At 34.7% G+C, this 19,221-nt stretch carries 15 protein-coding genes; 10 read left to right on the top strand and 5 right to left on the bottom strand.

The annotated features are described in order from the left end of the window. Positions 1–3 precede the first annotated feature (3 nt). Complete coding sequence (locus CLV73_RS14220) at positions 4–2,451, bottom strand: bifunctional UDP-N-acetylmuramoyl-tripeptide:D-alanyl-D-alanine ligase/alanine racemase (protein ID WP_100377874.1); 2,448 nt, start codon at positions 2,449–2,451, stop codon at positions 4–6. Positions 2,452–2,599: 148 nt separating this feature from the next. After that, positions 2,600–3,193, bottom strand: a complete 594-nt coding sequence (locus CLV73_RS14215) for a thymidine kinase (RefSeq protein WP_100377536.1) — start codon at positions 3,191–3,193, stop codon at positions 2,600–2,602. 61 nt (positions 3,194–3,254) lie between these two features. Between CLV73_RS14215 and CLV73_RS14210 the strand changes: the two genes are divergently transcribed. From CLV73_RS14210 to fabG, 4 genes are all read left to right on the top strand, one after another. After that, complete coding sequence (locus CLV73_RS14210) at positions 3,255–4,724, top strand: hypothetical protein (protein WP_100377535.1); 1,470 nt, start codon at positions 3,255–3,257, stop codon at positions 4,722–4,724. Positions 4,725–4,726: 2 nt separating this feature from the next. Next, entirely contained in the window at positions 4,727–5,401 is a 675-nt protein-coding gene (rsmI, locus tag CLV73_RS14205) for a 16S rRNA (cytidine(1402)-2'-O)-methyltransferase (protein ID WP_100377534.1), read from the top strand. A gap of 6 nt (positions 5,402–5,407) precedes the next feature. Next, entirely contained in the window at positions 5,408–6,910 is a 1,503-nt protein-coding gene (locus CLV73_RS14200; protein WP_157798806.1) for a WG repeat-containing protein, read from the top strand. 185 nt (positions 6,911–7,095) lie between these two features. Next, positions 7,096–7,839: a 3-oxoacyl-[acyl-carrier-protein] reductase gene (gene fabG / locus CLV73_RS14195; protein WP_100377532.1), complete on the top strand. Its 744-nt coding sequence runs from the start codon at positions 7,096–7,098 to the stop codon at positions 7,837–7,839. A gap of 196 nt (positions 7,840–8,035) precedes the next feature. On the opposite strand, the gene CLV73_RS14190 is transcribed toward fabG, so the two are convergent. Next, entirely contained in the window at positions 8,036–9,073 is a 1,038-nt protein-coding gene (locus CLV73_RS14190) for a GMP reductase (protein WP_100377531.1), read from the bottom strand. Positions 9,074–9,459: 386 nt separating this feature from the next. Between CLV73_RS14190 and CLV73_RS14185 the strand changes: the two genes are divergently transcribed. The 3 genes from CLV73_RS14185 to CLV73_RS14175 are packed head-to-tail and all read left to right on the top strand — an operon-like array spanning position 9,460 to position 11,844. Beyond that, on the top strand, positions 9,460–10,215 hold the full coding sequence (locus CLV73_RS14185) for a prolipoprotein diacylglyceryl transferase family protein (protein ID WP_100377530.1): 756 nt from the start codon (positions 9,460–9,462) through the stop codon (positions 10,213–10,215). Then, positions 10,193–10,429, top strand: a complete 237-nt coding sequence (locus CLV73_RS14180) for a hypothetical protein (RefSeq protein ID WP_100377529.1) — start codon at positions 10,193–10,195, stop codon at positions 10,427–10,429. Before CLV73_RS14185 ends, CLV73_RS14180 begins: the two co-directional genes overlap by 23 nt. 11 nt (positions 10,430–10,440) lie before the next feature. Then, entirely contained in the window at positions 10,441–11,844 is a 1,404-nt protein-coding gene (locus CLV73_RS14175; RefSeq protein WP_100377528.1) for a radical SAM protein, read from the top strand. Positions 11,845–12,135: 291 nt separating this feature from the next. On the opposite strand, the gene surE is transcribed toward CLV73_RS14175, so the two are convergent. Next, positions 12,136–12,906: a 5'/3'-nucleotidase SurE gene (surE, locus tag CLV73_RS14170; protein WP_100377527.1), complete on the bottom strand. Its 771-nt coding sequence runs from the start codon at positions 12,904–12,906 to the stop codon at positions 12,136–12,138. A 238-nt stretch (positions 12,907–13,144) separates the two neighbouring features. Here surE and CLV73_RS14165 point away from each other — a divergent pair, with 238 nt between their 5' ends. From CLV73_RS14165 to CLV73_RS14155, 3 genes are all read left to right on the top strand, one after another. Continuing rightward, positions 13,145–15,484 carry a TonB-dependent receptor gene (locus CLV73_RS14165; RefSeq protein ID WP_100377526.1) on the top strand — a complete coding sequence of 780 codons (2,340 nt, stop codon included), beginning with the start codon at positions 13,145–13,147 and terminating at the stop codon, positions 15,482–15,484. A gap of 3 nt (positions 15,485–15,487) precedes the next feature. Further along, complete coding sequence (locus CLV73_RS14160) at positions 15,488–16,291, top strand: DUF4249 domain-containing protein (RefSeq protein WP_100377525.1); 804 nt, start codon at positions 15,488–15,490, stop codon at positions 16,289–16,291. Between the two features lie 205 nt (positions 16,292–16,496). Next, a complete protein-coding gene (locus CLV73_RS14155; RefSeq protein WP_100377524.1) occupies positions 16,497–18,626 on the top strand; it encodes a carboxy terminal-processing peptidase in 2,130 nt (709 codons plus the stop codon). 53 nt (positions 18,627–18,679) lie between these two features. Here the strand turns inward: CLV73_RS14155 and CLV73_RS14150 are convergent, their stop codons facing one another. Beyond that, positions 18,680–19,183: a superoxide dismutase family protein gene (locus CLV73_RS14150; RefSeq protein ID WP_100377873.1), complete on the bottom strand. Its 504-nt coding sequence runs from the start codon at positions 19,181–19,183 to the stop codon at positions 18,680–18,682. Positions 19,184–19,221: the final 38 nt, after the last annotated feature.

Here is a 19,221-nt window from a genome sequence, read left to right as displayed (position 1 = left end):
GGCTTAATCTTTTATATAGATCCGTTTCACCCGGGGTGAAATAGAGGTTAGTACTTCATAGGTTATCGTTTGGCAGTAGCCTGCGAATTCTTTAAGACTAGGATAGGCATTAAAAACGGTTACCGTATCTCCTTCTTTTACATTGGGAATATGATCTATATTAATCATCATCATATCCATACAAATGCTTCCAACAATAGGGGCTAAAGTTTTATTAATTCCCACATTTCCTACCTGATTTCCGATTAATCTTGGAATTCCATCTGCATATCCTACAGGAATGGTGGCAATTTTTGTTCTATGGTCGGTTTTAAATCGTCTGCTATAACCAACTGATTCTCCACTTTCTACTGAAGAAATTTGAGAAATTACTGTTTTAAAACTGACAACCGATCTTAGTTGTTTTTGTATTTCACTATTTGGTGATTCTCCTAACATTCCAATTCCTATTCTAACCATATCGTATTGATGGTCAGTATAACTTGTTATTCCAGAAGAATTTAATATATGTCGAATAGGAGTGTAGCCCAATTTTTCAATTAAATATCCTGAATTTTTCTCAAAGCTTTCCAGCTGATGCTGAGTAAATTCCTTCTCTTCAGGCATATCTGAAGACGAAAGATGGCTGAAAATACTTTGAACCTTAACATTCTTGTGCTTTAAAGTTTCACTTAGCTGCTCCAATTCATACTCTTTAAAACCAAGACGATGCATTCCTGTTTCCAGCTTAATATGGATAGGATATTTTTTATCATAACCCGATTTCTGAACCGCTTCATAAAATAATTCCAAAACCCTGAAACTATAGATTTCAGGTTCTAAATTATATTCTATTACTGTTTCGTAGCTATGCTGTTCTGGGTTCATAACAACAATAGGCACCGTAATTCCTTTTTTACGAAGTTCTACACCCTCATCTACGAAAGCAACTCCTAGGTAATCAATATGGTGGTGCTGTAAGAATTCAGAAATTTCGTAACTTCCTAAGCCGTAAGAGTTTGCTTTTACCATGGCCATCATTTTAGTGGTGGATTTAAGCAAAGACTTATGATAATTGATGTTATGTAAAATAGCATTCAGGTTGATTTCTAAAACCGTATCATGCTTTCTCAGTTCAAGGATATCTTTAAGCTTTTCAATTTCAAATTTTCTGGCTCCTTTTAACAGGATGATCTGATTTTCAATTTCAGTAATATGTTTACTTTCAATTAATTCCTGAGTGTTGATGAAAGTAAAAGTTTTAGATTTAAATAATTCACTGAATTTTGATATTTCATTCCCGATTAAGAAAACAGAATCAAAATTCTGTTCATTGACCAACTCGGAAACTTCTTCGTATAGTTCTTTAGAATTGGAATTAACACCAACGATATCGGTGAGTACCAAAGATTTCTTCGGCTTATTGTATTCGTTTAAAAATTGCAGTGCCGTTTTTAATGAATCCAGATCAAGATTGAAAGAATCATTAATGATAATATTTCCTTTAATTCCTTCAATAGCTTCAAGCCTCATTTCAACGGCCTTCAGAGCGTTGATTTTTTCGACGATCTTTTGATTTTCGACCCCTAACTCCTTTAAGACAGTTACAAGAGCCAGAGCATTGGTTAACGTCGCTTCGTCTCTTTGATGAACCGGAAAAGAGATTTCTTCACCAAAATATTGCACAATAACATTTTCGTCTTTTGAAATATTGTTTTTAAAAGAAATCTGATTGTTTTCTTTAAAACCGTAAGAAATTAATTTTTTACTTGAATATAATTCCTTTATTTTTTTATCAACCAGTGAATTGTCTCCATTGTAAATGATGACTTCAGAGTGTTTGAAAAGTTTTATTTTTTCGTCAATAAGTTCTTCCTCCGATTGGAAATTGGCAAGATGGGCAGTCCCGATATGGGTCAATAAACCAATCTGCGGATGGAAAATAGCTTCCAGCTTATCCATTTCATTTGGTTTGGAAATTCCGACTTCAAAAATTCCCAGTTCATGAGAAGTATTGATTTGAAGGAGAGAAAGAGGAAGTCCGATCTGAGAATTAAAACTTTTCGGGCTTTTAACTGTTGGAAATTCATTCCACAGACATTGATACAGCCATTCCTTTAAAATCGTTTTCCCGTTACTTCCGGTAATTCCGATAGATTTTAAATGGGCATTTTCAAAATGAAATTTTGCCAGTTTTTGAAGAAAATCGACAGAATTCTCAACAATAATCCATGTTATATTCTCAAATTGATCATATTCATGTTCAGAAATAATAATATTGATTCCTCTGTCAATAGCAGATTCAATGAACTTTTCACCCGAATTTTTATGGGTATTGATGGCAATAAATGCAGTATTTTTTGTGGAATATATGATTCTGCTATCAAAAGCTATGTTTTTGATAACTAAACTCTTATCTCCAATTACTTTAGCATTGGTGATGTCTGCAATTTGATTTACTGTATAGTTCATTGGTGCCCTTTCTGCTGGTATTTTGTGTTTGCTTTTGCTTGTCAATCATAAAGCATCTATTTATAATCAACTTATTTTATAAGCTGATTTGTACTGTTATGTTCAACAAAATATATTTTAAGATTTAAAATTTAATCTTATGTCTAATTTAACTATTTTTCTTCTTCGAAAGTACTTCATCAATAAAAACACGTCGGCTTACTGCTTCATAACTCTCTGTTTCACCTAATTCAACTAAATTATTACCTTGAGAAATCCTCATGGAATAATTGGCCAGATTTCCTGTTCTCTTACAAATAGCATGCACTTTTGTTACATATTCTGCGGTTGCCATAAGATTAGGCATTGGTCCAAACGGACGTCCTAAAAAATCCATATCCAATCCGGCAATAACAACCCTGATCCCGCTATTGGCCAACTGATTGGCAACATCTACAATCCCCTGATCGAAAAACTGGGCTTCATCTATTCCGATGACATCGCAATTGGACGCCAACAAAAGAATTTCGTTAGGATTTTCTACAGGTGTGCTTCGTATTTTATTCTGATTATGAGAAATCACGTCTTCTTCAGAATAACGAGTATCCAGTTTTGGTTTAAAAATTTCCACATTTTGCCCCGCCATTTCTGCCCTTCTAAGCCTTCGGATCAACTCTTCGGTTTTTCCGGAAAACATTGAGCCACAAATAACTTCCATCCAACCGCTTTGTTTGGAGTGATTAATTGTATTTTCTAAAAACATTTGTTAAATTAGCCGTATATTTTTAAGATCAAAAGTAAGCAATTTTAATAAGATTCTTAATATGCAAAACATCCAAGATTTAAAGGAAAAAATTTTTTTTGAATCCAAGAATATCATTGATATTTTGGAGAAAATAAATAACGTAGATGAGCTGCTTTCTAAGCAGGATCTTGTGGATGAGCTTGCCAACAGAATTTCATTTTTAAGGTTGCTCGAAAAAAATATTGAGTACTTCATTACAGAAAATACGTCTTCTGTTTCAGAAAATAATGAGCTTAACAACAATGAAATTATTGAAGAAGAAGCTATTTTCAATAATGAATTGAATGAAATCGATGAAAAACAAGAGGTTTTTGCAGAGAATATTGAGGAAGAAGAGGCTATTTTTAATAATCAGCTGAATGAAATTGCTGAAAATGAGTATCACGAAAACATAATAAGCTTTGTAGGTGAGAATCTTGAACCTGCGAATACTAATGAGAGTTCAGCTTCTGCATATGATCAAAAAACAAATGAAGAAGCCGTTTATGATGAGCAACTTAAAGAAATAGAAGAAAATAGCCTTTCGGAATATCATGAGAGTGCCTTGGATTTTGTAGATGAAGAGAGAATTCTTGCCGAAGCAAAACCTGATAATGCAGATGATATTTCAGAAGAAATGTTTCATCAGAAAGTTACTGAGGAAGAAGCTATTTTTAATAACCAGCTGAACGAAATCGAGGAATCTGAAAATAAGTATGATGAGGAAGAAAAGAATTTCGCTGAAGAAACAATAACCAAAGAATCTTCAGAAATTTCAGAAACCATTCCAAGTATTTTTGATACGGAGATGTATGAAGAAGAAGCGATTCTGATTGAAGAGGATGAAGATCAGTTTGTCGTTTCAAATGTTGCTATAGAGCAGGGTGAAATGATCACAGAAACTTCCAATGTAGAAAATATTCTGACAGAGATAAAGCATGAAGATTCGACAGCAGAAGAGGAGAAAGAAGAAGAAATAGTTGTTGAAGAAGACAACAGAAGAGGCAAAATAGTAGATTTTGAAACACCTCCTTCTGCAACGGAAAAAGAAAAGCCTGCGTCTGATGAAAGTTTTGAAAACCTGGAAAAATATCACCAGGACAAAAAGATAAGGTTGGCCAATATCAGAGGATTGAAAGCAGTACAAACGCTTTTTGATGATGATCATCTGGAAACACCGGAAAATTTTCAGCAAAAGCCTGTTGAAGTAAAAAAAGAAGATACGGGAAGCCTGTTGAAAATGAATGTTTCAACAGAATATATGGAAAAAGAAAAAGAGAAATCAAAACCTGAATTTAAACTGGATTTAAATGACAGGATTGCTTTTTCAAAAATGCTGTTCGGAGGAAGCCAATCTGAACTGAATGAAGTGGTTGCAGACCTGAACAGCTTCAAAAATCTGGAAGAGGCGAAGGAATATCTGAGTGATCTTTACTATGATAAAAAATGGGAAAAGGTGGATGAATATGCTCAGAGATTATGGGTATTGGTAGAAAATAAATTTTTATAATTTTGAGCGGTATTCTTTATTTTGTTCCGACACCCGTCGGAAATTTGGAAGATATGACCTTCAGAGCAGTAAACGTACTGAAAGAGGTTGATTATATTTTATGTGAAGACACTAGAACTTCAGGAATTTTATTAAAACATTTCGAGATTTCTAAGCCTTTAAAATCTTATCATTTACATAATGAGCATCAGGCGACCGAAAAAGTGATTACAGACCTTAAAAACGGTCAGAATATCGCTCTTATTACGGATGCAGGAACCCCCGGAATTTCAGATCCGGGATATTTATTGGCAAAAGCAGGATCAGATCATAACATTGAAATGATTTGTCTTCCGGGAGCAACGGCTTTTGTACCGGCTTTGGTGGTTTCAGGACTTCCAAATAATGAATTTCTGTTTGCCGGTTTTCTACCACAAAAAAAAGGGAGACAAACCAAGCTTAAACAGCTTGCAGAAGAAAAAAAGACGATCGTTTTGTACGAAAGTCCACATAAGATAAACACTACTTTGGAACAGATTAAAGAGTTCTTTGGTGAAGAAACCAAAGTTAGTTTAAGCCGTGAAATTTCGAAAAAGTTCGAAGAAACTAAAAGAGGGACGATCAATGAATTAATTGAGTTCTCCAAAACAAAAACTTTAAAAGGGGAAATTGTTCTTATTGTAAATAATGCTATTTAATTTTAATTGAAAACACTAGTTTTTGTATTGTTATCAACTGTTTGTACAGCACAGCAAACAGATCAATACACCCAGATACTTTTATCAAAAAAACTTGGCAAGGAAGTCAAATTTTACTCAAACGGATATGGCATAGCTATCAATGCAGAATCCACAGAATATGGTATTGTAGACTCTACAGGAGTGATTACCTATACTGCTCCGGCTAAAAACGAAATATCTCATCTCTATAAAGACCGATTTGTTGTAAAAATTAAAGATAAAGATCCGAAGAAAGAGAATATGGCATTAGTGGACGAGAAAGGAAGGCTGTTAATTCCCTTTGATACCCACAAAATTAACCCTTCCTGGAGTATTAAAAGAAGACTTATCGTATCTAAAAACGGAAAAGAAGGAATTTATGACTACGAAGGAAAAGAAATCATTCCTTATACTGATAAAATAAAATTTGCAGGAGACAACCGTTTTTTTGTAAAAAAAGATAATATATGGCAGATTTATGATTCCGAAGGAAAATTAAAAAGCGACAGAGAGTTCAAAGAAAATCTTCATTTTTATAAGAATAAGGTTTACATCCCTACAGGTGAAAGACAAGGAGAAATCATTGATAACGATGGAGTAATATTAAATACTATATCTAACAGCAATGTAGATAATATCGGAGGTTATCCTTTCTTAGTCACAAAAAATCCTGCAACCGGTAAATACGGAATTATAGACGCTCAGGAGAATCGTCTTGCTGAGGAAATTTACGATGAAGTGTTTTTAGGAACACGGTATATTTATTTCATTAAAAATGAAAAAATAAACATCTTTTCAAAGGAAGCGAAAAAAATTTATTCTACAGATTTCGACTATGTAAAATCATTGTTTAACGATTTATTCAGCACTCAGAAAAGTCTTAAAAATCCTAAAATGGCGGTGATACGTATTGATGGAGAGATTATTATTCCGAAAGAATATGACAATATTGAAGGAATTAAAATAGCCGAGAATAATTTTATTTACCTAATAAAAGGGAATGAGCAAAGGCTTTTGGATAAAAATTTAGAAGATGTTCTGGAACCAGGTTATCAGATTGAAAAGATTTTTCCTAATAGTTTAATTGTGAAAAAAGAAGGGGTATTCTATAAGTTTTCAGTAACGGATAAAAGATATGAGGAACTTAAAAAAGTGGCTTCCATAAAAGAAAATGGAATTTTTTATTATCCACAAAATATGTTTCCTGCTATTGTTTGCAAAAACTATGACAATTTATATGGGATCATAGATGAAAACGGAAAAGAGATTGTTCCTTTTATTTATGATGATATCAATGCTTTTCTTCCTGATAATGAAATTGTTGTACAGAAAGAAAAAAAATATGGAGTTACCAATTATCAGAATGAACCTTTGAAAGATGTGATATATGACAAGTTTTCAGTGGATAAGGACGGTATAAAACTGACAAAAGATAAATCTATTGAATATCTGAATTTTACAGATTCTGAAACAGATAATAATCTATAATAAAGTTATTTAATCATAAAAAGACTTAAAATTTCTATAATTTGACGAGATAAAATGTATTGAATAACAAATTATAATATCTTTGCGGTCATTTAAATTTTATCTCTGTAAAATAATTACATATTGGTCTGTTTTCAAAAAATAAAGACTAATAGGTTATAATAAAGAAATAATTGTCAATAAATATGAAACTATTAGAAGGAAAAGTAGCGCTAATTACGGGAGCTACAAGAGGAATCGGAAGAGGAATCGCTGAAATGTTTGCTCAGCAAGGGGCAAAGGTTGCATTCACTTACGCCGGTTCTGTAGACAAAGCGAAAGAATTAGAAGAAACTTTAAGTTCTGTAACTCAAATTAAGGGGTATCAGTCGGATGCATCAGATTTTGATGCGGCCCAGACATTAGTAGATGAAGTAATGGCTGAGTTCGGACAGATTGATATTCTGATTAACAATGCGGGTATTACCAGAGACAACTTGTTGTTGAGAATGTCTAAAGATGACTGGGATACCATTATCAAAGTAAACCTGGATTCTGTTTTCAACCTTACCAAAGCGGTTATTAAGCCAATGATGAAGGCAAAGTCAGGATCTATCATCAATATGACCTCTGTAGTAGGGATCAGCGGAAATGCAGGACAGGCAAATTATGCGGCTTCTAAAGCAGGAGTAATAGGATTTACAAAATCTGTGGCGTTGGAGTTAGGTTCGAGAAACATTCGTTGCAATGCGATTGCTCCTGGATTTATTGCTACTGAAATGACGGCAGCCTTAGATGAAAAAGCCACTCAAAAATGGAATGAAGCAATTCCTATGAAAAAATTAGGAAAACCTGCAGATATTGCCAATGCTTGTGTTTTCTTAGGAAGTGAAATGTCTTCTTATATTACAGGACAAACATTAAATGTTGACGGAGGACTGTTAACTTAAAAAAATAGCAAAAAAGACAACTTTTATGTCGCTTTTTACAAAAAAATACCTCACATGAGGTATTTTTTTGTGTTCATGATAGATTTACCTTTGTTGTAAACTAAAGCCAAAAAAACTAATATCATGAGAATCTTTTTCTTTTATTATCAGTTAGTTAGAAGCAGGCGCTAATTAATAACTCTACTTTTTAAAAACATTAATTAAAAACTTGGTTTTCCTGCTCCTGAACTCGGATGAAAGTTGTTCTTTTAGACAGTTCCTTTAAAGTAGATGCACCTACATAAGTGCAAGTAGAGCGGACTCCTCCCAAAATATCTTTTACCGTTTCCGAAACAGGTCCTTTATAAGCCACTTTTACGGTTTTTCCTTCCGAAGCTCTATATTCTGCAACACCTCCCGAATGCTTGTCCATGGCTGTTTTAGAGCTCATCCCGTAAAATAACCTGAATTTTTTACCATTTTCTTCTACGATTTCACCACCACTTTCATCGTGACCAGCAAACATTCCTCCGAGCATTACAAAATCTGCTCCACCACCAAATGCTTTGGCAACATCTCCCGGAACTTTACAGCCTCCGTCTGCAATGATATGACCTTTCAGACCATGCGCTGCGTCTGCACATTCTATAATGGCAGAAAGCTGAGGATAACCGACTCCTGTTTTTACACGCGTCGTACATACAGAACCGGGACCGATTCCTACTTTTATGACATCTGCACCTGCCAATAAAAGTTCTTCAACCATTTCTCCGGTTACCACATTTCCGGCGATAATAATCTTATCAGGAAAGTTAGCTCTTGCTTTCTTCACAAATTCCACAAAATGCTCAGAATACCCATTGGCTACATCTATGCAGAGAAATTCGATTTTTGGGTGTTTTTCGAGAATCGTTTTTATTTTTTCTTCGTCAGCTTTCCCGGTTCCGGTACTTAGTGCGATATACTGATAAATTTCTTCAGACTGGCTATTCAGAAAATAGGACCATTCTTCAGGAGTATAGTGCTTATGAATGGCAGTAATGATCTTTTCTTTTGCCAGTTCCACAGCCATTTCAAAAGTTCCCACCGTATCCATATTGGCAGCAATGATGGGAGTGCCTTTCCATTTCTTTTTAGTATGTCTGAAGGTAAATTCTCTGTCTAAGTTAACTTCTGAGCGTGATTTTAAGGTAGAACGTTTCGGACGAAACATTACGTCTTTAAAACCCAGTTTTATATCATATTCTATTCTCATAATTTGGAAATTATTTTACTTAAATTTAGGAAAAAGATTGATTTGAAATTTGATTTAGAAAGATTTTATAAAATTTATGAGTTAATTTTCTTTTGTCTTGAAACAAAAGAAACAAAAGTTCAAGACTTGGAAACTTTCGCTAAAAATTAATTCTGTTCTCTAAAAATTCTAAAACTCGCGTGAATTCAGTATTTGTTCTTCGGTTCAAATGTTGTCTCACGCTCAAACAGTAGAATTTTTTTAACGTTCACAGAATTAATTTTCTTAATACTCCATTTTCCTAAGTCATTTTCGCGTGAATATTTGTGAAAATCTGCGGGAAATAAAATAAGAATCGACAATAGAAAAGTATTAAAGTCTTAATTAAAAACAATATTTTTGGAACCATGGATTTTCCGTTTACTTTTCACATTTTGGGTAAAGAGGTTTTATTGCATCCCATTACAGAATCTTTAGGGATTTTTATAGGGATGAGGTATTATACTTTTGCAAAAAGAAAAGATAAAGAGAAATTCAGTAGTGTAAATTCATTACTTATCCTGATTGCTGCAACTCTTGGGGCACTGCTTGGTTCACATTTCATTGGTTCATTAGAAAGACCTTACGATCTAATGAAAGCTCAAAATCTATGGATATATATCTGGCTGAATAATACCATTGTAGGAGGTTTATCAGGTGGTCTTGTTGGGGTTGAATTGATGAAAAAAATGATAGGTAAAAAAGAAAGCACCGGGGATAAAATGGTTTATCCATTAATTGTGGCAATGTTTATAGGAAGAATAGGTTGTTTTTGTACAGGAATTTATGAAGAAACATACGGATTACCAACTGATTCCATATTTGGAATGAATCTGGGAGATCATATCAATAGACATCCTGTTGCCTTATATGAGATGATATTTTTATTGATTCTTTTCATTTTTTTGAAATATTTTCAAAAGAATTATGCCTACAGATCAGGAGTTTTATTCCAGCTTTTTATGCTTTTTTATTTCTCGTTCAGATTTATCCTGGATTTCATTAAACCAAAATTTAATATCATTTTGAATTTGAGTACGATACAAATCGTATGTTTATTAGTGGTCATTTATTATATTTATCTATTGAAAAAAAATACACATGAAATTATTAGAAGTCGGTAATCTTGGAGGAGGAGATCTTGCCGGAATGGGAATAATTTTCCTTTGCATAGGTCTCGCCACATTTGCTATTTCAATTTTAATTGCTGTCATTTTAGGAATAATGTCTGCTTCGAGTACTGGAAAAAAATACAGTTTTAAAGTTCCCTTAATCGGAATCCTCATCGGAATCCTTACTTTTATTGCTGGAGGCTGTATCTGTGGTTTTAGCTTGTAAAAAAAGGAATTATGCCGGTAAGAAATTATACCTATTACGATTATACGATCAGTCTTTGTCCTGAATGCCTGAAAAGAGTAGGCGCAAAGATTATCATTGAGGATGAAGCCGTTTTTATGACGAAAAGATGTCCTGATCACGGATTTTTCAAAACTAAAATCGCTTCGGATGTTCACTATTATAAAAACATTAGAAACTACAATAAAGCTTCTGAAATGCCTTTACATTTCGGAACGGATGTAGAATACGGTTGTCCTTATGATTGCGGTCTATGCGTAGATCATGAGCAACACAGCTGTCTTTCTATTGTGGAAGTGACAGATCGGTGTAATCTTACCTGCCCAACTTGTTATGCCATGTCATCACCACATTACGGAAGCCACAGAAGCCTAGAAGAGATTGAAGCGATGTTTGATGTCATTGTAAAAAATGAAGGAGAACCGGATGTGGTACAGATAAGTGGAGGAGAGCCGACGATTCATCCGGAATTCTTCAAAATCATGGATATTGCGAAGTCGAAACCGATTAAACATTTAATGCTGAATACAAACGGAGTAAGAATTGCCAATGACCCGGGTTTTGCAGAAAAATTAGCTACATACGCTCCGGAATTTGAAATTTATCTTCAGTTTGATTCTTTTAAACCCGAAGTTCTAAAGGATTTTAGAGGAAAAGATTTAACAGATGTTCGATTGAAGGCTTTGGAGAAGTTAAATGCTTTAAATCTTTCTACAACGCTTGTTATCGTTCTTCAGAAAGATAAAAATATAGACGAAATTGGTAAGATCATTGAGTTTGCTTTAAAACAGAAATGCGTACGCGGAATTACTTTCCAGCCTGTTGAAATTGCAGGTAGAAACAAGGAAGATTCTGCTCATGAAAAAATTACATTGACGGAGGTAAGACAGGAGATTCTGAACCAGTTTCCTTTACTGAATTCAGACGATATTATTCCGGTTCCCTGCAATCCGGATGCTTTGGCAATGGGATATATTTTAAAACTGGAAGGTGAAACCATTCCTTTAACGAGATACATCAATCCTGCTGATTTACTGAATAATGAAACCCGAAATACGATTGTCTACGAACAGGATACGGGATTGCAGATGCAGCTTTTAGATATTTTCAGTACCGGAATTTCTGTAGATAAAGTGCAGCCTAAAGTAAATCAGTTATTGTGTTGTCTTCCTGAAGTTTCCGCTCCGAATCTGGATTATGATAATCTGTTCAGAATCATTATTATGAACTTTATGGATGCTCATGATTTTGATGTCCGTGCAGTAAAGAAATCCTGCGTTCATATTGTAAACAAGGATCTAAAATTAATTCCTTTTGAGACGATGAATCTTTTCTATAGGGATGATAAAAGCAAATATTTGGAGGAATTGAGAAAAGAGGATAGGGTTTTATTTTAAATTTCCCACAGATTTCTCAGATTTACACAGATTATGTTAACGACCTAGGAAAGTGGAGCGTTAAGAAAGTTAATTCTGTGAACGTTAAAAAAATTCTACTGTTTGAGCGCGAGACAAATATTGAATCAGAGAGGATCAATTTTCAATTCGTGCGAGTTTTAGAATTTTTAGAGAGCAGAATTAATTTTTAGTGGAAGTTTCGAAGTCTTGAATTTTTCGTTCTTTTGTTTCAAGACAAAAGCACATAAAAAAACAAAAAATAAGGCGTAAAATTATTTACGCCTTTATATTTTAATCAAAATTCATTACCTCACTCAGCGTATTCATATACTCATAAGCGGTTAAATCAAATTTTACCGGAACAATGGAAATATATCCATTGGCTAAAGCAGTCTCATCAGCATCCTGAGATTCATCCATATTGTTGAAATATCCTGTTAACCAGTAATATTTTTTGCCATGCGGATTTACCCTTTCATCAAAACTTTCTTCCCATTTTGCGTGGGCCTGTTTGCAGACTTTTACGCCTTTTATTTCTTCTTTTAAGAGCTTAGGGATGTTTACATTTAAAACAATTCCTTTTGGCATTGGGTTTTCCAATGTTTTTCTGACGATATTCTGAATATATTCTTTTGCCTGAGTGAAATCGGCTTCCCAACTGAAATCCAGTAAAGAAAATCCTATTGCAGGAAGATTTTCTACACCCGCTTCCACAGCTGCAGACATTGTCCCTGAATAGATAACATTGATTGAAGAATTGGCGCCATGATTGATCCCTGAAACAACAATATCCGGCCTTCTCGGTAAGATTTTATCAAGAGCCATTTTTACGCAGTCTACAGGAGTTCCGCTACACGAAAAATCCTTTTGAGGACCATCCAGATGTACTTCTTCGTAACTTAGGGTAGAATTGATGGTGATAGCGTGACCTTTACCGCTTTGTGGAGAATTGGGAGCTACAACAACGACTTCTCCGATTTCGTTCATAAAGCTTACAAGATTTCTGATACCAGGTGCTGTAATTCCGTCATCATTAGTAACCAGAATAAGTGGTCTTTCCATATTAAAAAAATAATTTTAACAAATATACAACCTAAAATACATAATTCATGATAATTTTAATGAAGTCTTGAAGGGCTAATTCTGGATGTATATTTTTGAAATAATCTAAAAAGAGAGAAATATTTTGACGATTTAAGCGTTTTGTATTGCAGTAATACAGGATTATTGTAACAATCCATGCAATTTAAAAACTAATCAAAAAAATAAGTGTAAATATATACTCACAAAAAATAAACTAATGCAAATATCCTTTTTAAAGGCAGCTACTTCGGCGGCGGCAATTTGTTTTTGTACAGTTGCTTTTGCTCAGCAGCAATATTCAGTAAGCGGAACGATAAAAGATAAGAAAAACGGGGAACTGCTTATTGGAGTGACTGTAAAAGTAGCAGAAAATCCCAATATTTCTGTTGTTGCTAACGAATATGGCTTTTATTCTCTTTCTCTCCCCAAAGGAACTTATCATTTATTGATTTCGAATCCCGGTTTTAAAGATTTTCGGCAAAGTATTTCTGTAGAAGATAATATAAAACAGGATATTGAGCTGGTTGCCGGAGAAGAAGAAAGAGTAAAAACCATTGATGAAGTCGTTATTTCTGGAATTAAAAAAGATAAAAACCTGAGTTCTGCCCAGATGGGAACAGAAACTTTAAGCATTAAAAATATTGAAAAACTTCCTGTTTTGTTTGGCGAAAAAGATGTGATGAAAACAATACAGCTTTTACCGGGTATTAAAAGTAACGGAGAAGGAAGCAGCGGATTCAGCGTGAGAGGAGGAGCGACTGATCAGAATCTTATTTTGCTTGACGAAGCTGCGGTATATAATGCTTCCCATTTATTGGGTTTTTTCAGTACTTTCAACAGTGATGCCCTGAAAGATGTAAGCATTATTAAAGGAAACAGTCCTGCACAGTATGGAGGTAGGCTATCCTCAGTTTTGGATGTCAAAATGAAAGATGGAAACAATAAAGAATATAACGTAAACGGAGGAATTGGATTGATCAGTAGCAGATTGAGTGTTGAAGGACCGATTCAAAAAGAAAAATCATCTTTTATTGTTTCAGGAAGAAGGACCTATGCCGATTTATTTCTAAAAACTACGGATGACTATAAAGACAGTAAATTGTATTTTTATGATTTGAATTTAAAAGCCAATTATCAGATCAATGAAAACAACAGGTTGTATTTATCCGGATATTTCGGAAGAGATGTACTTGGTTTAGGCGATACCTTTTCTACGGACTGGGGCAATACAACGGCTACTTTAAGATGGAACAGCATTATCAGCAGTAAATTATTTTCCAATACTTCATTGATTTACAGTAACTATAATTATAATGTAAGCGTAAGTAGTAACAATAATACCTTCGGACTGGACTCTCAAATTGAGGACTGGAACCTGAAACAGGATTTTTCATGGTTTGCAGGAAATAAACATTCAGTGAAATTTGGTTTACAGTCTATTTATCATACCATTACACCAAGCAGTGCTTCCGGAACCAGTGTGAGCAGTTTTCCGAGAAATCCGAGATATTCATGGGAAAACGCACTGTATATTAATGATGATTTTAAAGCAACCGAAAAATTAACGGTTAATTACGGGGCGAGGCTTTCAATGTTCAGCGTTTTAGGAGGCGATACCTTTAATACTTATCAAAATGGAGTTCTCACCGGTTCTGAATTTTTAGAAAAAGGAAAATTCGGAAAAACTTACGTGAATCTTGAACCGAGAATTACTGCCAATTACAGAATTAATGAAGTCAGCAGCGTAAAAGGAGGATACTCCAGAAATACCCAAAACCTTCACTTATTAAGCAACAGCGGAAGCGGAAATCCTACGGATCAATGGATCGGAAGCAGCTACACAGTAAAACCGGAAATTGCAGATCAGGTCAGCATAGGCTATAGCCGAAATTTCAACGACAATAATTATGAAGTAAATGCTGAGATTTATTACAAATCCATGCAAAATCAGATCGACTATAAAAACGGAGCGCAGATTTCATTTGATACGGCAGCAGATGTAGAAAGTGAGCTGTTATTCGGAAAAGGAAGAGCTTATGGATTAGAATTAATAGCTAAAAAGAAAAGCGGAAAATTAACGGGCTGGATTTCCTACACTTTGTCAAAAACAGAAAGAAAAATCAACGGGATCAATAATGATGACTGGTATAATGCGAGACAGGACAAAACCCATGATCTTTCGGTGGTTGCAACCTATCAGTTGAATCCGAAATGGTCTTTTTCAGGATTATTTTTATACAGCACAGGAAATGCAGTGACTTTCCCGACCGGAAAATACGAACTGAACGGACAGACTGTTTTCCAATACAGCAGCAGAAATGCAGACAGAATGCCGGCTTATCACAGAATGGATCTGAGTGCAACATATGAACCGAGTGCAGGATCTAATAAGCGTTTCAAAGGTTCTTGGTCTTTTGGAATTTATAATGTTTATGGACGGGAAAATGCTTATACTATCAATTTCGAAGACAATCCGGATAAACCAGGAACGACCCGTGCTATGCAGACATCATTATTCCGTTGGGTACCCAACATCACGTATAATTTCAAATTTTAATTCATGAAAAATATATTTTTAATCATATTGTCACTTTCTTTAGTAATTTCTTGTGAAAAGGAAATTGATCTTAATTTGGAGGATCAAAGTGGCCAAATTGTGATCGAAGGAAATGTAACCGATCAGGCAGGTCCGTATTTTGTGAAAATTACAAAGTCAGTGGCTTTTACGGAAGCCAATCAGTATCCTGCAGTGGAAAATGCGCAGGTTGTTTTAAGTGATAATACCGGACAAACCGAAACGTTGCAGTACGCAGGAAATGGAACCTATAAAACTTCTAATTTTGTAGGACAGTCAGGAAGAACTTATACCTTAAAAATAAATGCTGAAGGAAAACAATATTCTGCACAGAGTATAATGCCTGAAGCCGTTTCATTTGATGGTCTGGAACAGGACTCTTTCAAGGTGGGAGGTGAAACAAGTTATACACTTTTGCCTCTCTTTACCGATCCGTCTCCACTTGGAAACCGTTATCTTTTTATTTATACGGTAAATAATAATCCAAAAAAATTCTTTTCGGAGTTTTCTGATAATGTAAATAATGGAATGCCAAATCAAAGACCTTTGATTCTTCCTAACGATGATGCCAATGCAGATGATATAAAAGTGGTTGTAGGTGATACGATTCATGTTGAAATGCAGTGTATAGACGATCCTGTATATACTTTTTATTCTGCACTTCTTCAGCTTTCCGGTGGACCCGGAGGAGGCGTTACACCGGCTAACCCTCCAAGTAATATCACAAACGGAGCGTTAGGCTATTTTTCAGCTCATACAGTGAGAACAAAAAGTATTGTGATCCAATAAATAATGGCGGTATCTTTATTATTCAAAATAATTTTACCGGAAAGCAGGGTGTGAAAGTCTAAAATAATAACTATTTTAACAAAAAAAACTAAAAGTATTCGATATTTATAAATAAGGTGCTAAATTTGATAGTTTGTAACAGAAAATTATTTGTTACTACTAATCATTCTACTATTTATAAAAAATTAATAAAAACAGACAGTTTATGTGGAAAAATTTTAAGCTGAATAAATTTTTACTACTAATTCCATTGACAAGTCTAATGTTTTGCTTCAATTCGCCTAAAAATGATGATGAGAAAATGCAGACGATAATGGTGAGTGTAAAAAACACCCTATCTTACTTACATTACAGCCCGAAACCCATTAATGATGCTTATTCCAAAGATGTGTACAAGCATTATTTTGAGATGATCGATCCTGCGAAAAGATACTTTTTGCAGTCGGATATGGACGAGTTTAGTAAGCATGAAACTAAATTGGACGATTATCTTAATCAGGGAGATTTAACATTTTATAAACTGACGGTTGACAGATTGTACCAAAGAGTAGATGAGATCGACAAGATCACTCAGGATATTTTCAGTAAGCCAATCAATCTGGAAGAAGACGAAACGCTAACTCTTGAGCCAAAATTAAAGAAAGTACCGGCTAATAAGCAAGAACAGTATAATGAATGGAAAAAATTCATCAAATACAACATCCTGCAGGAAGTTGAGTCGATGAACAGCAAGGAAGAAGCTCAGAAAGAGAAAAAAGATTCTGTTCAGAAATACAACTTAAAAGATACCATCAAATACAAGCCTCTTTCTCCGGAAATGAAAATAAAGCAGGCTACAGATGAGGTAAAAGATCTTGTGAAAGAAACCTTTACAAGATTTAAAAAGAGAAAGAAAATGGACTGGTTCTCAGTATACATGAATGCTTATACAGAAGTTTTTGATCCGCATACCAACTATTATTCTCCAAAAGATAAAGAAGATTTTGATACCAACTTTACAGGAAAAGTAATTGGAATCGGAGCGATTATTCAGGAGAAAAAAGGAAATCTTTATTTAGGTGCTCTTACCATTGGAGCTCCGGCCTGGAAATCAAAACAGCTTTCGGAAGGTGATAAAATCTTAAAAGTAAAATCAAAACCGAAAGAAGATGCTGTAAATGTGGTAGGAATGCTTTCTGATGAAGCGGTAAGACTGATCAGAGGGGAAAAAGGAACTCCGGTTACTTTAACGGTTCAGAAAAAAGACGGAACGATAAAAGATGTAACCATGATCCGTGAAGAAGTGGCGATAGAGGACACTTTTGCAAGAAGTATCGTAGTAAATGCTCCCAACGGTAAAAAGTACGGTTTCATCAACTTGCCAAGCTTCAATGCGGATTTTGAAAACGATAAAGGAAGAAATGCTTCTGACGATATCAAGAACGAAATTATTAAGCTTAAGCAGCAAAACATCGAAGGGATTGTTTTAGACTTAAGAAATAACGGGGGAGGATCTTTAACAGAAGTAGGAGATATTATGGGACTGTTCATGAATGCAGGTCCATATGTTCAGGTAAAAGACGGAAACGGGAAAATCCAGACGCTGAAAAATAAAAATGAATCACCAATCTGGACAGGGTCATTAGTGATCATGCAGAACGAGCTTTCTGCTTCAGCTTCAGAAATCCTTGCGGGAGTAATGCAGGATAACGGAAGAGCTTTAGTGATCGGATCTCCACAGTCATTCGGAAAAGGAACCGTTCAGACTTTTGTAGACCTGAACAGATTCTTAAATACAGAAGACGATTTCGGATCTTTAAAACTGACAATTCAGAAGTTCTACAGAATTACTGGGGAATCAACGCAAAGAAAAGGTGTGGTTTCTGATATTCAGATGAAAGACTTCTTTACCTATGCTGAGATAGGAGAGAGATATGATGATTATGCTTTAGCTTGGGATAAAATTCCTGCTACGAAATTCGAAAAGCTGAACTATTTTGATATTCAGGCTTTAGAAAAAGCAAGTGCAGCAAGAATGGCAAAAAATTCAAATTACCAGTTGCTGATTGAATCTGCACAATGGAGAGAGAAATTGGATAAAGAAGAAACGATCACATTGAATATCAATAAGTTCAATGAACTGATGAAGCAGAGAAAAGCTCAGATCGAGAAATTCAAAGTGCTTACGAAATTCGATAACGGACTTAAATTTACGATGTTCCCTGCAGAAATAGAAAGAGAGAAAAAAGATGAAGCCTTCAAGAAGAAATCTGAACTATGGGTGAAGAACCTTAGAAAAGATACTTACCTTCAGGAAGCAATGAACATTCTCGCAGATATGACTACAAAGCAATAAATAAAAATAACCGCTAAGAAATTAGCGGTTATTTTTTTACTTATTATAGGCAATTATTTAATCTCTACGCATCCCACTCTTCCTCCGGCATTTCCTGTAGGCTGGGTATGGAAATCATCTGCTGCAGCATGGATGATAAGACCTTTACCAATGATATTTTTAGATTCATCAGTACATCCTAAACACCATTTTTCAGTTTTGAAAGTAAGCGTTGCCACTCCGTCCTGATTAGCAGTTAAATTTCCGATATCTCCCATGTGGAAATGCTCAGCTCCCCATTTACCGTGATCGTTCTTTGAAGGGTTCCAATGTCCTCCTGTAGAAGTTCCGTCAGCTGCAGAGCAGTCTCCTTTCTCATGAATGTGTACAGCGTGTATTCCAGGAGTAAGATTTTTTACATCCAGTTTCATAACCACTTCATTTTTTTTCTGGGTAAACTTTGCAGTCCCGTCGGTTTGTGTTCCACTTTTAGGGTTTATAGTGTACGTTTTTGTAGTACAGCAAGAAGCTGCCAAAAATACACTCCCTAGCAATAATGACATTGTTTGTATTTTCATTGTAAATGATTTTTCTATAAAATTAAAAAAGATTTCCC

It is taken from the genome of Chryseobacterium geocarposphaerae (assembly GCF_002797535.1).
GTDB classification, from domain to species: Bacteria; Bacteroidota; Bacteroidia; order Flavobacteriales; family Weeksellaceae; genus Chryseobacterium; species Chryseobacterium geocarposphaerae.
This window is presented reverse-complemented; position numbering and strand designations above follow the sequence as displayed.

Excerpts from the sequence above, each read along its gene's own strand:
- CLV73_RS14220 (WP_100377874.1), bottom strand. The coding sequence starts at position 2,451 with ATGAACTATACAGTAAATCAAATTGCAGACATCACCAATGCTAAAGTA.
- CLV73_RS14215 (WP_100377536.1), bottom strand. The coding sequence starts at position 3,193 with ATGTTTTTAGAAAATACAATTAATCACTCCAAACAAAGCGGTTGGATG.
- CLV73_RS14210 (WP_100377535.1), top strand. The coding sequence starts at position 3,255 with ATGCAAAACATCCAAGATTTAAAGGAAAAAATTTTTTTTGAATCCAAG.
- fabG (WP_100377532.1), top strand. The coding sequence starts at position 7,096 with ATGAAACTATTAGAAGGAAAAGTAGCGCTAATTACGGGAGCTACAAGA.
- CLV73_RS14190 (WP_100377531.1), bottom strand. The coding sequence starts at position 9,073 with ATGAGAATAGAATATGATATAAAACTGGGTTTTAAAGACGTAATGTTT.
- CLV73_RS14185 (WP_100377530.1), top strand. The coding sequence starts at position 9,460 with ATGGATTTTCCGTTTACTTTTCACATTTTGGGTAAAGAGGTTTTATTG.
- CLV73_RS14180 (WP_100377529.1), top strand. The coding sequence starts at position 10,193 with ATGAAATTATTAGAAGTCGGTAATCTTGGAGGAGGAGATCTTGCCGGA.
- CLV73_RS14175 (WP_100377528.1), top strand. The coding sequence starts at position 10,441 with ATGCCGGTAAGAAATTATACCTATTACGATTATACGATCAGTCTTTGT.
- surE (WP_100377527.1), bottom strand. The coding sequence starts at position 12,906 with ATGGAAAGACCACTTATTCTGGTTACTAATGATGACGGAATTACAGCA.
- CLV73_RS14165 (WP_100377526.1), top strand. The coding sequence starts at position 13,145 with ATGCAAATATCCTTTTTAAAGGCAGCTACTTCGGCGGCGGCAATTTGT.
- CLV73_RS14160 (WP_100377525.1), top strand. The coding sequence starts at position 15,488 with ATGAAAAATATATTTTTAATCATATTGTCACTTTCTTTAGTAATTTCT.
- CLV73_RS14155 (WP_100377524.1), top strand. The coding sequence starts at position 16,497 with ATGTGGAAAAATTTTAAGCTGAATAAATTTTTACTACTAATTCCATTG.
- CLV73_RS14150 (WP_100377873.1), bottom strand. The coding sequence starts at position 19,183 with ATGAAAATACAAACAATGTCATTATTGCTAGGGAGTGTATTTTTGGCA.